We start from the raw sequence: 13,219 nt of genomic DNA on the forward strand, positions 1-13,219 counted from the left end.
GAGCACTCCGATCATCACCAAGCGAGAAGTTCCCACATGAGAGTACTTTCGCTCTGTGACGTCAAGGGGAGGACGTCAAGGGGCGACCGCGGGGAGGGCAGTGAGCACGTCGAAGTCGACGCCGTCCGCGACCGCGAGGTGCACGGGCTGGCGGGCCTGGCGCCCGCGGAACTCGACGGTGCCGCGCGGCCCCTCGTAGGCCGTCCCGTCGACGGCGGCGTCCCAGGCCTCGAGGCGGTCGGTGGCCGCGCGATGGGCGATCGCGGCGAGGGTGTGCAGCCCCTCGTAGCAGCTCTCGGCGGCGCTCGACAGCGCCGGCGCCTCGGGCCCGTGCTTGCGCAGGTAGCCGCCGAGCAGGTCGAGCGCGCCGGCCGTCGCCATCGAGCGGAAGTACGACGAGGCGACGAAGAGGTTCCCCGTCGCGTCCGCCCCGCTCGCCAGGAGCATGTTCTCCTCCATCAGCGGGCTGAACCGCACGAGGCGGTCGTCGAGGCCGCGCCGGGCGAACTCGCGGTTGACGTCCACGGCGTCCTGCCCGACGAGCAGCATCAGCACCCCGTCGCACGGGGCGCGCTCCACGCGGTCCACGAGCCGCTCGACGTCCATGGCGCCCAGCGCGACGAAGGCCTCGCCGACGATGTCAAGGTCCAGCTCGTGGGCGAAGCCGCGGACGGCGCGGGCCGAGAGGTGCGGCCAGACGTAGTCGTCGCCGACGACGAACCACCGTCGCACCCCGAGCTCGTCGCGCATCCAGCGCAGCGCGGGGGCGATCTGCACGTCCGGGGTCTCGCCGCTGCAGAAGACCCCGCGACGCGACTCCCCGCCCTCGTAGAGCGAGGGGTAGGCGTACGGCACCCGCCCGGCCAGCACGGGCACGAGGGCCTCGCGCACCGAGGAGATGTGCCAGCCGCTGACGGCCTGGACGCCGCCGGCGTCGACGCGCCGCCGGACGTCGGCGGCCACCTGCTCCGGCCGGTCGCCGCCGTCCACGATCTCCGCGACCACCTCGCGACCGAGGATGCCGCCGTGCGCGTTCACCTCGTCGACCGCGAGCTCGGTGACCGCCTCGCACGAGGGGGCGAACAGGCCCGCCGGACCCCGCAACGGGACGACCATCGCGACGCGCCACTCGTCGTGCGGCATCAGGCCCCCGGAGGTGGAGGGACGGCAGGACCGGCCAGAGCCCTTATGGTCACACCATCTGGGAATTTCTCAACAGCCCGCGATGACGCGGCGGAGGTGGGCCGGATGGCGCAGGAGGACGACTCGCTGACCGTGGCGCTCGTCCACGCCCTCGACGAGGTCACGCGGCGCGTCGAGGAGATCACCACCGGCGAGGGGCTCTCCCTCGACCAGTGGCTCGTGCTGCACCGCGTCGCCGTGGCGGGCGACCAGGCCATGCGCGACCTCGTGGCCGGGACGCGGCTCAACGACTCGACGCTCACCCGCGTCGTCGACCGGCTGGCGGCCCTGGGCCTGGTCTTCCGCGAGGCCGACCCGACCGATCGCCGCCGCGTGCGCGTCGCGATCAGCGCCCGTGGGCGGACGGTGCACGAGCGCCTCGCCCCGGCCGTCGTGGACGCCGAACGCCGGCTGCTCGATGACCCCCAGGCGACCGCCCTGCTCAGCGTCGTGGCGCGCCTGTCGGGCGACCGGACGGGCGCCTGATCACCCGTCTCCGGGCGTCGGGTTCACATCAGGTCGCTGCCTGGCAGAACGGGCGGCCACAGGAACAGCGCGAGCAGGAGCGAGAGGGGCGAGGAGAAGTCGGTGATTACGCAGCCGTTCGACAGGACCACGAAGAGTTCGATGGTCAGACAATGAGCCGTTCCAGCGACAACACTTTCGCGGCCGCGCATTTTCACTCTCGGCCCTGAATGGCCGCCCAGTTAGGCCAAGTGGGCTCTAACTAAGTGTGACCTCTGGTTCATTCGATACCTCCGACATCAACATCAAGTGCATCTGCATCTCGTTTTCGATCACTCAGCGCTGCTAGCGTGCGAACTCTTGAAGCCACGCTCGGAGTACTGGCTCGGCCATCGGGCCGGATCCTCTAGAGCGTTGGGGGGGGTTGTGGTCACTGGGTCGGGCGAGAGTCACTCTGCCCGGCGTCGCCGTTCTGGGGGAAAAGCGATGCAGAGACGCGATGAGAGGTGGTGGCCTAGCGGCGAGGACGCCATGGGCAGAACACCCTCGGCGGCCCTTCTCGGAGGCCCCGGGCTCCGGATGCCTCGAGGTCTGGTCCTCGGCACGGGCACCGTGGCCCTCCTGCTGGCGGGCTGGGTCCTGGAACACGGGCTGCCGTCAGCCGGGGCGACACTGGCGTTCGCCCTGCTCGCGGCGTGCTCCAACGGCGCTGCCACGATGCTCGCGGTGTTCGCCGCGCGCCTCACCGCGGATCCCCACGTCGGATGGGTCAGCCTGGCCCTGGGGGCCTACGGGCTGCTCGCCGTCCCGGCGTCCATGGTCGCAACCCTGAATCCCACTCCGGCCGCCGCCGCGGCACGGGTGCTCATCGACGGCATCATGGCGGGGCTGCTCGTGACCGCGGCCGCCGCTCCTCCGCTGACCCACCCTCGGGTCCGCCTCGTGCTGATCGGTGGCGCTCTGACGGTCCTCGGGGGCGCCGCGGTGGCCGCGGCCTCTTCCTCCTTTGTCTCGTCGGTGACCGCGTTCGTACCGGTGCCGTTGGGGTTCGGGCTGGTGTGGACCGGAGCGGGCGCCGCGATCGCGAGCCGAGGAGCGCATCGGCAGGACCAAGGGCTTGCAGTGGCTGGCACAGGCCTGGCCCTGCTCGGTGCGGCGCGCGTCGTGAACGCGGCGGCGTTCGACTGGCCGGTGGTCGGCGTCGCCGCGGCCTCGACCGGTCTCCATCTGGCCGCGATCGCTCTCGTGCTGTGCGGGTCCCTTCGCCTGGCGCGGCAGGCGCTCGGCTCGCTGGAGGACCAGCACGACTCGTTGGAAGAGGAACTCCGCCTGGCGGAGACTCGGCTCGCCCGGGCCGCCGAGCGCGATCACGAGCTGCGCAACGGCTTGGCCGGCCTCGCCGGAGCGACGACCTTGCTCGGCAGCGGCTGCCCGGACCCCGTCCAGCTGAGCACGGTCGTGGCCGCGGAACTCGATCGGCTCGACGAGTTGCTGCAGACACCGGTGGGTCGCGAGGCCGAGGCCCTGACGAGCTCCTTCGCCGTGGCCCCGGTCCTCCACGGATTGATCACGCTTCGCTGCTCGGCCGGGATGGTCGTCGAGCAGGAGCTGCAGCTCGGACTACAGGCCCTCGGCTCGTCCGCGAGGCTCGCGCAGGTCATCATCAACCTCTTCGAGAACGCGAACCGGCACGCACCGGGGAGTCCGGTGCGGGTCACGGCGGAACGGCGCGAGGACCGCGTCGTCATCCAGGTCCGCGATCAAGGACCTGGTCTCGGCCACGGGACCGAGGACGCCGTGTTCGAGCCCGGAGTGCACGACGGGGCCCGCGGGGGACTCGGTCTCGGTCTCTACGTCTGTCGTCAGCTGCTCGCTGCCGAGAACGGCACCATCACCGTGCTCCCGGCAGACCCGGACGCGCCGGGATGCGTCGCCGTCGTCGAACTCCCGGCGGCACCGGACCCGGCGCCGCCTGCCCTCGACCCGCCCCTTCTCCAGAACGTGTCGTGATGCATCAACTCGTCGAGGAAGACCCCGCACCGAACCAGCCGTACCCCGTGCGGATCATCGACGATCACGAGCTGTTCAGCACCACCCTCACCATGGCGCTGCGCAGCGAAGGCTTCGACGCGCAGACGCTCCCGGTCGCCGACGTCGCCGACTTCGTGAGCCGGCCCGCCACCGACCTGGCTGGGCTCGTCGTGCTGGATCTCGACCTCGCCCGGGACGCCCACGGGCGCTACATCCACGGCGCCGACCTGGTGGGCGGCCTGAGAGCGGCGCTGTGGAAGGTCCTGGTGGTCAGCGGGAGTGTGGACGAGCCCGGGACCGCCTCCGCGATCGCCGCCGGCGCGATCGGCGCGGTCACCAAGTCGCGCTCGTTCGCCGAGCTCCTCAGGACGGTGATCACCGCCGCGGGTGGGACGCCGGTGATGTCAGCAGCTGAACACCACCAGTGGCTCGAACGCCACCGTCACTACCAAGAGCAGGAGCGTGAGCTCTCCCGACGCCTGGCCCGGCTCAGTCACCGAGAGCGGGAAGTGCTGGAGCTGCTCGCCGCAGGAATGCGGGCCGCGGCGATCGCCGAGCACTTCGTGGTGAGCATGCCGACGGTCCGTACCCAGATCCGGTCACTCCTGACGAAGCTGGAGGTGAGCTCGCAGCTGGAAGCTGTTGCTCTGCTGCGCCAGCTGCCCGATCCTCCCGAGCGCTCGAGACGAAGCGGCCCCGCAGGAGACCCTGGGCGGCGGAAAGGCGTCGACGAGCACAGAACTGAGTGAATCGCGGTCCCGGTGACCCGGCCCGCTGTGCGCGGAGCAGGCGCAATCGCGTCGGGCCGCTTCGTCAATCTTCACGATGCGCCGTTGTTGTCGGCGGCGGCACCATATCCCCCCGGTAGAAGTCCCCGAGGGGGAAGGGAGATGTCTCAGAGCACGATCGTTGAGCCCGCGAGCGCAACGGTCGCGAGGCTCGCGACCTCATGCCGGTGCATCGGCTCAGCGTCGGCCGGATCGGCTCGGTGTGCCAGACGACCGCGGCGACGAGCACGACCACGAGTGAGGCGGCGACACCGACCTTCAGGGCCCATCACGCGCCGAGCGCCGCCCGCCGTTTGTCGGACCTGCCCCGGCGTCGGCACGCAGGCAACATCTGCCTCACGATGACACGTAAGCCTTTCCTGCGTCGCCATTGTTCGGGTGATACCGCACGGCCGGCTCCACGACGGACGGGCCCGACCCGGCTGCCCTCGAAATGCGCTGAGACAAACGTCGCAGGCCCGGGCCGTGGGGTTCCAATCGTCATTCTTGACGACGACTCCGCCCGTCGGCTGCGACGACTCTTAGGTCTTCATCGAGCGGCCAGAGGGGGTCCGGAGGTGGGCATCGCCAAGGCGGACACGGGCCGGTCGGCGCCGGACCGGCCACTGGTGGTCCGCTCGTCCCGGAGGGCGTGGGAGCGCCGCTACGTCCGGACCGTCGTCGGGATCGACGCCGTCGCCGCCCTGGTGGCCGGGATGGCCGCCTACGACGTCCGCTGGGCCGAATCCTCGGTGCCGGAGCCGCAGTGGGAGTACGTGGCGCTCAGCGCGGGTCTGCCGCTGCTGTGGCTGGCGGCGATGGCGGCCGCTCGTGCCTACGAGGCCCGCTTCCTGTCGGTCGGGTTCGAGGAGTTCCGTCGCGTCCTCGCCGCCGCGGTCATCGTGATCGCGTCGGTCGCCACCGCCTCCTGGGCGACGAAGGCGGAGATCGCGCGCGGCTACGTCCTCATCGCTCTGCCGATGGCGACGGCCCTGACGCTGCTGGGACGCTACCTGCTCCGCAAGTGGGTGCACCGCGAGCGTCGCCGCGGGCTCTACATGAGCGACGTCCTCCTCGTGGGCCATGCGCGCGCGGGCGCCGAGCTGGTCCGGCAGATGCGCCACGATCCCCACCACGGGATGCGGATCGTGGGGGCGTGCGTCCCGGGCGGGGGAGACTCCATCGACCTGGGCGCGCTGGGCGTGCCGGTACTGGGCGGGTTCGAGGACGTCGACCTCGCGCTGCGGATGACCTCCGCCGACGCCGTCGCCGTCCTTGCCTGCCCGGAGATGGACGGGTCCGCCCTGCGGATGTTGTCCTGGAGCCTCGCCAGGTCGGGGATTGACCTGCTGGTGGCCTCGGCGTTGATCGACGTTGCAGGTCCTCGGATCGCGATCCGGTCGGTCTGCGGGCTGCCGTTGCTGCACGTCGACGAGCCGCAACTGGCCGGCGGGCGGCGGGTGGCGAAGGCGCTCTTCGACCGGCTTGCGGCGCTCGGCGCTCTGATCGCTCTCTTGCCGCTGCTGATCATTCTCTGGCTGGCCATCCGGTTCACCAGCCCCGGGCCGGCGATCTTCCGCCAGACCCGGGCCGGGTGGCACGGGCGCGAGTTCAGCATGTGGAAGTTCCGCACGATGGTCCGCGGCGCCGAGGCGCTGCGGCCCGGTCTCGACGCGCTGAACCGGCACGGGACAGGGGAACTGTTCAAGATCTCCGCCGATCCGCGGATCACGCCGGTCGGGCGGTGGCTGCGACGCACGTCGCTCGACGAGCTCCCTCAGCTGGTCAACGTGCTACGCGGTCAGATGTCGCTCGTCGGACCCCGGCCGCTGCCGGTCACCGACCGGCGCTACGAGGGCGAGGCACGGCGGCGGTTGTTCGTGAAGCCCGGCCTGACCGGCCTCTGGCAGATCAACGGCCGCTCCGACCTGGACTGGGAGGAGTCGGTCCGGCTCGACCTGCGCTACGTCGAGCAGTGGTCGCTCGCGCTCGACGCTCTGATCATCTGGAAGACCGTGTTCGCGGTGGTGAAGGGCCGTGGCGCTTATTAGGCACCAGGCGGCCGACCAGGAACTCCGAAGCACGGCACCCGCACCGAGAGGATGGCTGCGATGAAGCGAGTGTGTGTCACGGGAGCGGGGGGGTTCATCGGACACCACCTCGTGACCTTCCTGAAGGAGAGGGGCTACTGGGTCCGCGGCGTCGACCTGAAGTACCCCGAGCACACCGACGTGGACGCCGACGAGTTCGAGATCCTGGACCTTCGCCGGTGGGACGCAGCGCTCCAGGCCACCCACGGCGTCGACCAGGTGTACGCGCTGGCCGCGGACATGGGTGGGATGGGCTACATCTCCTCGCACCACGCGGAGATCCTGCACAACAACGCGCTCATCAACCTGCACACGCTTGAGGCCGCGCGGGTTCACGGCGTGTGGCGATACCTGTACAGCTCGTCGGCCTGCATCTACCCCGAGTACCGACAGACCGAAGCCGACGTGGTGCCGCTCAAGGAGAGCGACGCCTACCCGGCCCAGCCGCAGGACGCCTACGGCTGGGAGAAGCTGTTCACCGAGCTCCTGTGCTCCTACTACGCCGGCGAGTACCCGATGGAGACCCGGATCGTCCGGTTCCACAACATCTACGGCCCGTACGGCACGTACGACGGCGGCCGGGAGAAGGCCCCGGCGGCGATCTGCCGCAAGGTCGCCCGCGCCGAGGAGGGCGGCAGGATCGAGATCTGGGGGGACGGGGAGCAAACCCGCTCGTTCTGCTACATCGCCGACTGCATCGAGGGCATCTACCGGATCATGCAGTCCGACTACGCCAAGCCCCTCAACCTCGGCACCGACGAGATGGTGTCGATCACGGAACTGGCGCACATCGTCGCCGAGGTGGCAGGCAAGCGGGACATCGGCCTGGAGCACGTCCCGGGCCCGCAGGGCGTTCGTGGCCGCAACTCCGACAACTCACTGCTGCGCGAGGTCCTCGGATGGGAGCCGACGACGTCTCTCCACGACGGGCTCCGCCCCACCTACCAGTGGATCGAGAAGAGGCTGACCAGCGGTGAGCGAGTCTGATCACCATCGCCGGTCGTCGGCGGACGGCCCTGCGCGGGTCGACGTGCTCGGCGTGGGCATCAGCTGCCTGACACTCGACTCCGCGGTCGAGGAGGTGTCGGGCTGGGTCGACCGCGGTGAGCACAGGTACGTCTGTGTCACCGGCGTGCACGGAGTGATGGAGTGCCGGCGTGACCCGCAGTTGCTCCAGATCCACAACCGCTCGGGCCTGACCACACCGGACGGCATGCCGATGGTGTGGTCGGCCCACTGGGCCGGCCGGCGCGATGTCCGCCGCGTCTACGGCCCGGACCTGATGGCGGCCGTCCTCGCTCGCGCGGTCGACCGCGGCTGGTCGTCCTTCTTCTACGGGGGTGGCCCAGGGACCGCGGAGCTGCTCGCGCACCGGGTCACCGAGAGGTTGCCGGGGCTGCGGGTCGCCGGCACGTGGACGTCGCCGTTCCGGCCGCTCACGGCGGAGGAGGACGGCGAGGTCGTCCGGATGATCAACCACTCGGGAGCCCGGCTGGTGTGGGTGGGCCTGAGCACGCCGAAGCAGGAGCGTTGGATGGCCGACCACGTCGGGAAGCTGCGGGCCAACGCGCTCCTCGGAGTCGGAGCGGCCTTCGACCTGCACGCCGGAACCCTTCCGCAGGCACCCCGCTGGATGCAGCGCAGCGGGCTGGAATGGGCCTACCGGCTGGGCCGGGAACCGCGGCGGCTGTGGCGCCGCTACCTGAGGAACAACCCGGCCTTCGTCCTGGACATCCTGGCCCACCCACCGAGGCTGGCCGGGACCATCCACCAATCGGCCGGCACGGTCGGGTCCGGCACGACGCGGGGAGCACAGGGATGAGCGTGACGGTCCAGCGGTCGGACGTCAGGCCGACCTTCTCCATCGGCGACGTCGTGGAGGTAAAGCCCGCGGAGGAGATCCTCGCCGGACTCGACGAGCGGGGCGAGCTCGGCTCGCTGCCCTTCATGCCGGAGATGCTGCAGTTCTGCGGCCGGCGGTTCGTCGTGGACAAGATCGCGTTCAAGACGTGCGACACCGCCACCTGGACGGGCCTGCGTCGGCTGACGGACACCGTCCACCTCGCCGGGGTCCGGTGCGACGGCCAGGGCCACGGGGGCTGCCAGGCGGGTTGCCTGGTCTTCTGGAAGACGGCCTGGCTCACCCTCGTCTCCGGGCCGGCCGAGGACGGGCCGCCGGAGGTGTCCGCCCGGAGCCGGTCCAGCTCGCACGGCGCGGCGCCGTCGTCGGGGTGCTCCGGCTGCACCCGGGAGCGGCTCACCGAGGTGGCCCACGGTGCGTGCCGCCCGCGGGAGACCGCGTCCGACGAGCACGTCTACTCGTGCCAGGCCACCGAACTGACCCGCGCGGCGCCGGTCGGCATCCCGCTGTGGGATCTGACGCAGTACGTGCAGGACGTCCGCACCGGCAACGCGCCCCCCGGTCAGGTCCTCCGCGGCATCGCCGTCGGCGCGTTCAACCGGATGCAGGACCTGACGCGCCAGAGGTTGCCCGAGAGGTTCCGGATCCGCGGCGGGGAGCGCTACCCCTTCATCCGGGGCACGGCAGACCGGACGCCCGTCGAGAGCCTCGGCCTCCAGCCTGGCGAGTGGGTCCGGGTCAAGTCCCTCGAGGAGATCCGCGCGACCCTCAACTCGGACAACCTCAACCGAGGAATGTCCTTCGACCGGGAGATGATCAGGTACTGCGGCCGGACGGCCCAGGTGCTGCGCCGGGTCGAGCGCATCATCGACGAGTCGACCGGCCGGATGCAGACGATGAAGACACCCTGCATCGTCCTGGCCGACGTCGCCTGCACCGCCGACTACCACCGCAGCTGCCCGCGCAGCGTCTACGCCTATTGGCGGGAGATCTGGCTGGAACGGGTCCCGGCATCCCTGACCGCATCACGAGCAGCAGGAGACAACTCATGAGACTTCGACGCGCGGTCGTGACCGGGGGTGCGGGTTTCCTGGGCTCGCACCTGTGCGAGCGACTCCTGCAGGAGGGTTACGAGGTCGTCTGCCTCGACGACTTCTGCACCGGGAGTTCGGCCAACGTCGAGCACCTCCTCGAGGACAGCCGATTCCGGCTCGTCCGGGCTGACGTCACCGACTACATCCATGTGTCCGGGAATGTCGACGTGGTGCTGCACCTGGCATCCCCGGCCTCGCCCATCGATTACCTGCAGCTGCCGCTTCAGACCCTCAAGGTGGGCTCGATCGGCACGTTGCACTCCCTGGGCCTGGCCAAGGACAAGCGGGCCCGGTTCCTGCTGGCCTCTACGTCGGAGTCGTACGGCGACCCGCTCGTCCATCCACAGCCCGAGACGTACTGGGGCAACGTCAACCCGGTGGGTCCGCGCGGCGTGTACGACGAGGCCAAGCGGTTCGCCGAGGCGACGACGATGGCCTACCGCAGCGCATGCGGGGTGAACACGACCATCGCGCGCATCTTCAACACGTTCGGGCCCCGGATGCGGCCCCGGGACGGGCGTGCCATCCCGACCTTCATCGGGCAGGCGTTGCGCGACGACCCCGTGACGGTGGCCGGTGACGGGAGCCAGACCCGGTCGGTGTGCTACGTCGACGACCTCGTCGAGGGCCTCGTCAGGTTGCTGCACTCGGACCTGACGGGGCCGGTCAACCTCGGCAACTGCGGGGAGATGAGCGTCCTCGAGCTGGCGCGTCTGATCATCGACCTCACCGGCTCGCGTTCCGAGATCGTCCTCGTGGACCGTCCACAGGACGATCCCTCCGTCCGCCGCCCCGACATCACATTGGCACGCACCGCTCTCGCGTGGGAGCCCACCGTCGATGTCCGCGACGGACTGCAACGGACGATCGACTGGTTCCGCAGCCAGAGCTTCGTCCTCGGTCCGATGTCGATCCCCGCTCAAAGCCCGCCGGCGATGTCGAGCGCGCGCACCGTCCAGCAGGCGGGTTGAGGCGGTCATCGGCGTGATGCGAGCAGAGGCCTCCCTGCCGGAAGGGAAGTTCGGTGGAAGCTGATCGTAATTTCGCAGCATCCGAGACGCTGTCGGGGCCCGACAGGGACAGCAACTGGGTCGGTGGGCCGGGTCTCGTCGCTTCTCTGTGGCGGTACCGGTTGATCATCGTGGTCGTGACGGCATCCGCCGCCGTCGCGGGCTTGGCCCTGTCACTCTTGCTTCCAGCGCGGTACGAGGCGAAGGCCAGCCTGTATCTGCGCGATCCCGGCAGCCCCGCCGTCCTCACCCTGGACGGGTCCCAGTCCCAGTCGGGCGATCACGCTGTCTTCATGGCCACACAGGCCGCGCTCGCAGGCTCGGACACCGTGGCCGAACGGGCGCTGCAACTCCTCAACCGCCGCGGAACACCGGACGACCTCAGGCGCTCGGTCGTGGTGGAGCCCTCGGCCGACCTCGCTTCCATCACGATCAGTGCCACTTCGGGCAACCCCGCAGACGCCACCGACCTTGCCAACGCCGTCGGCACCGCCTACGAGCAGGTGGCCCGCGAGCGCACGGCCGCGGACTCGAAGGAGGCGGTCGCGCAGCTGCAGCAGGTACTGAACCAGCGAAGTACCGAGTTCGACGTGCTCAGAGCGCAGGCCGCGCAGGCGAGCGGTTCTGCTGCGAGTTCCCTGGAGCGGAAGGCGCAGCACGTGGCCGATCTGATCGGCTCTTTGCAGGTCCGCCAGGACGAGATCGCTGCCCAGGCGGCGCTTTACGGATCGGGCGTCGAATCGTTCGAGCAGGCAGTCCCGCCTGTCTCGTCGTCAGAACCTGCGCCCGCACTTCTCGCGCTCTTGGGTGCGGCATTCGGGTTGGTCGGGGCCGGCGGTTGGGCATGGTGGGCAGCGGGGCGGGATCGCCGTGTGGATGCGGAGAGCGACGCCACTGCGATTCTCGGAATCCCGTTACTGGGCGAGATGCCGAAGCTGGGAGTCCAGCTGCCCCGGAGAGGTGAACCGTCGTCGCCGCCGGACGAGGTGAATCCGAGTGACGCAGAGGCGTACCACTTCGTACTGGGCTCGTTGGATCGCGCGCTGGCCAGGGTGGGCGGCAAGGTCATCGCCGTGGCGAGTGCGAGGCCGGGCGACGGGAAGACCGTGACCGTCCTCAACCTCGCGCTCGCGGTGAAGCGGGAGAGCCGCAAGGTGCTCTTGGTCGACGCCGACGAGCATACGCGACGGCTATCAGATCTGTGTTGCGAAGACGAGCACTTCAAAGTCCTCGGCGTGACTCGTGACGGTGACAAGTGTGCGGCGTTCACCGAGGAGGTCGCCCTCGGCGGCCAAGGCAGCACGACAGTCGAGCTCAGCGACGCGGTGCTGCAGATCGGGCCGAGCGAGCAGAATGGACAGCACCCGGCCGTCTTCTTCCGCTCAACGGCCTTCGGCAAGCTGATCATTTCGGCGAGTGAGCACACCGACCTGGTTCTGATCGACACTCCGTCCCTGCTCGATGTGTCGGAGGCCGTCACGATCAGCGATCAGGCCGACGCCGTTCTCCTGGTGGTCAGCCGGGGCACGTCGCTGGCCGACCTCCGGCGCGCCCGCGATCGACTTGCCTTGACCGACACCCCATTGATCGGCTACTTGCTCAACCACGGGTCTCCACAACGTGCCGATGTCGGCAGACGTACCGGCCGCCGCGGACTCAGCTGGGGCCTTCTACGGCGCGGCCGCCCAGAGGAACGAGTTCCACAAAAGGCATCGGCTGGCTGACCTCCGCTGAGCGTGCGCTCGCCACATCGAATCGGGACGGGGAGAGGCGTGGCTGACATTCGTATCGCCGCTGTGATGGCGGTGCACAATCGTCGGGCCTTGACGCTGGAGTGCCTGGACTCCCTGCGCAACCAGGGGGTGCCGGGTGGCACTCTCGACGTGTTCGTCGTGGACGACGCCAGCAGTGACGGCACGGCCGAGGCGGTGGCGCAAAGCCATCCTGAAGTCCGATTGCTCCGGGGCAACGGCCACTTGTATTGGAACGGCGGTATGCGGCGCGCGCTGGACGAGGCCATGGCGGGCGACTACGACTACTACCTGTGGATGAACGACGACACCATGCTCGTCGACGACGGCGTCCTCGCACTGCTCCTGCAGACCGAGCAGCACCTCAGTAAGGGTGGCCACGACCCCGTCATCGTGGTCGGAACGACTCGGCATCCGGAGACCGGCGAACTCACTTACGGCGGCCAGATGCGCCTCTCCCGCCGGCGCCGTACGAGCTGGACACTGGTGGAGCCGGCCAGCGAACCGCGACGTTGCGAGACGATGAACGGGAATACAGTGCTGGTCCCTCGAACGGTGGTCCAACGGATCGGCAACATCGACCCCGCCTACGTCCAGCAGATGGGTGACCTGGACTACGGGCTACGGGCGGGCACCGCCGGCTGCGAGGTCTGGATCGCTCCCGGGACGGTCGGCGTGTGCGCTTCGCACCCGGTGCGCCGGACGGACGTGCAGCCGTTGAGGGACGAACTGCGCCGCCTGTGGTCGGTGAAGGAACTGGCGCCAGGACCGTGGCTCGTCTTCACCCGCCGCTGGGCGGGCCGACTGTGGCTGTTCTACTGGCTGAGCCCCTACCTGCGTAGGGGGCTCAGCCTCGTCCTGCAGCGGGCCCACATCCGCTCGACCGTCTCCGGCGTTCGGTGAGGCGGACGGGTGGGCATGCCAGACCGTGATCGGCAACCGGACCGTATTCCGGAAGACGCCCACCT

Annotated in this window: 11 protein-coding genes; 10 read left to right on the plus strand and 1 reads right to left on the minus strand. The window is 69.8% G+C overall.

Annotation, left to right across the window (positions count from 1 at the left end; all coding sequences use genetic code 11):
* Positions 1–75: 75 nt before the first annotated feature.
* Positions 76–1,143, minus strand: a complete 1,068-nt coding sequence (locus ACQPYN_RS26760; protein WP_433029538.1) for a substrate-binding domain-containing protein — start codon at positions 1,141–1,143, stop codon at positions 76–78.
* 105 nt (positions 1,144–1,248) lie between these two features.
* On the opposite strand from ACQPYN_RS26760, the gene ACQPYN_RS26765 reads away from it, so the two are divergent.
* From ACQPYN_RS26765 to ACQPYN_RS26810, 10 genes are all read left to right on the plus strand, one after another.
* On the plus strand, positions 1,249–1,668 hold the full coding sequence (locus ACQPYN_RS26765; RefSeq protein WP_433029539.1) for a MarR family winged helix-turn-helix transcriptional regulator: 420 nt from the start codon (positions 1,249–1,251) through the stop codon (positions 1,666–1,668).
* 705 nt (positions 1,669–2,373) lie between these two features.
* Complete coding sequence (locus tag ACQPYN_RS26770; RefSeq protein WP_433029541.1) at positions 2,374–3,657, plus strand: sensor histidine kinase; 1,284 nt, start codon at positions 2,374–2,376, stop codon at positions 3,655–3,657.
* A 47-nt stretch (positions 3,658–3,704) separates the two neighbouring features.
* Positions 3,705–4,427 (plus strand): LuxR C-terminal-related transcriptional regulator, encoded by a 723-nt coding sequence (locus tag ACQPYN_RS26775; RefSeq protein ID WP_433029543.1) that lies wholly within the window; start codon positions 3,705–3,707, stop codon positions 4,425–4,427.
* 596 nt (positions 4,428–5,023) lie between these two features.
* Positions 5,024–6,496, plus strand: a complete 1,473-nt coding sequence (locus tag ACQPYN_RS26780; protein ID WP_433029545.1) for a sugar transferase — start codon at positions 5,024–5,026, stop codon at positions 6,494–6,496.
* 60 nt (positions 6,497–6,556) lie between these two features.
* A complete protein-coding gene (locus ACQPYN_RS26785) occupies positions 6,557–7,522 on the plus strand; it encodes an NAD-dependent epimerase/dehydratase family protein (RefSeq protein ID WP_433029547.1) in 966 nt (321 codons plus the stop codon).
* On the plus strand, positions 7,509–8,357 hold the full coding sequence (locus tag ACQPYN_RS26790; RefSeq protein ID WP_433029549.1) for a WecB/TagA/CpsF family glycosyltransferase: 849 nt from the start codon (positions 7,509–7,511) through the stop codon (positions 8,355–8,357). Before ACQPYN_RS26785 ends, ACQPYN_RS26790 begins: the two co-directional genes overlap by 14 nt.
* Positions 8,354–9,448, plus strand: coding sequence for a hypothetical protein (locus tag ACQPYN_RS26795; protein ID WP_433029551.1), 1,095 nt, complete (start codon positions 8,354–8,356; stop codon positions 9,446–9,448). The genes ACQPYN_RS26790 and ACQPYN_RS26795 overlap by 4 nt, the downstream gene beginning before the upstream one ends.
* Positions 9,445–10,461 (plus strand): UDP-glucuronic acid decarboxylase family protein, encoded by a 1,017-nt coding sequence (locus ACQPYN_RS26800; RefSeq protein ID WP_433029553.1) that lies wholly within the window; start codon positions 9,445–9,447, stop codon positions 10,459–10,461. The genes ACQPYN_RS26795 and ACQPYN_RS26800 overlap by 4 nt, the downstream gene beginning before the upstream one ends.
* Positions 10,462–10,514: 53 nt before the next feature.
* Entirely contained in the window at positions 10,515–12,224 is a 1,710-nt protein-coding gene (locus ACQPYN_RS26805; protein WP_433029555.1) for an AAA family ATPase, read from the plus strand.
* Positions 12,225–12,272: 48 nt separating this feature from the next.
* A complete protein-coding gene (locus ACQPYN_RS26810; protein WP_433029557.1) occupies positions 12,273–13,154 on the plus strand; it encodes a glycosyltransferase family 2 protein in 882 nt (293 codons plus the stop codon).
* Positions 13,155–13,219 lie beyond the last annotated feature (65 nt).

The organism is Actinomycetospora sp. CA-053990 (assembly GCF_050948445.1).
GTDB lineage: Bacteria > Actinomycetota > Actinomycetes > Mycobacteriales > Pseudonocardiaceae > Actinomycetospora > Actinomycetospora callitridis.

Bases quoted from the DNA above. Each gene is read 5' to 3' on its own strand.
- ACQPYN_RS26785 (WP_433029547.1), top strand. From the start codon at position 6,557: ATGAAGCGAGTGTGTGTCACGGGAGCGGGGGGGTTCATCGGACACCAC.
- ACQPYN_RS26800 (WP_433029553.1), top strand. From the start codon at position 9,445: ATGAGACTTCGACGCGCGGTCGTGACCGGGGGTGCGGGTTTCCTGGGC.
- ACQPYN_RS26760 (WP_433029538.1), bottom strand. From the start codon at position 1,143: ATGCCGCACGACGAGTGGCGCGTCGCGATGGTCGTCCCGTTGCGGGGT.
- ACQPYN_RS26795 (WP_433029551.1), top strand. From the start codon at position 8,354: ATGAGCGTGACGGTCCAGCGGTCGGACGTCAGGCCGACCTTCTCCATC.
- ACQPYN_RS26765 (WP_433029539.1), top strand. From the start codon at position 1,249: ATGGCGCAGGAGGACGACTCGCTGACCGTGGCGCTCGTCCACGCCCTC.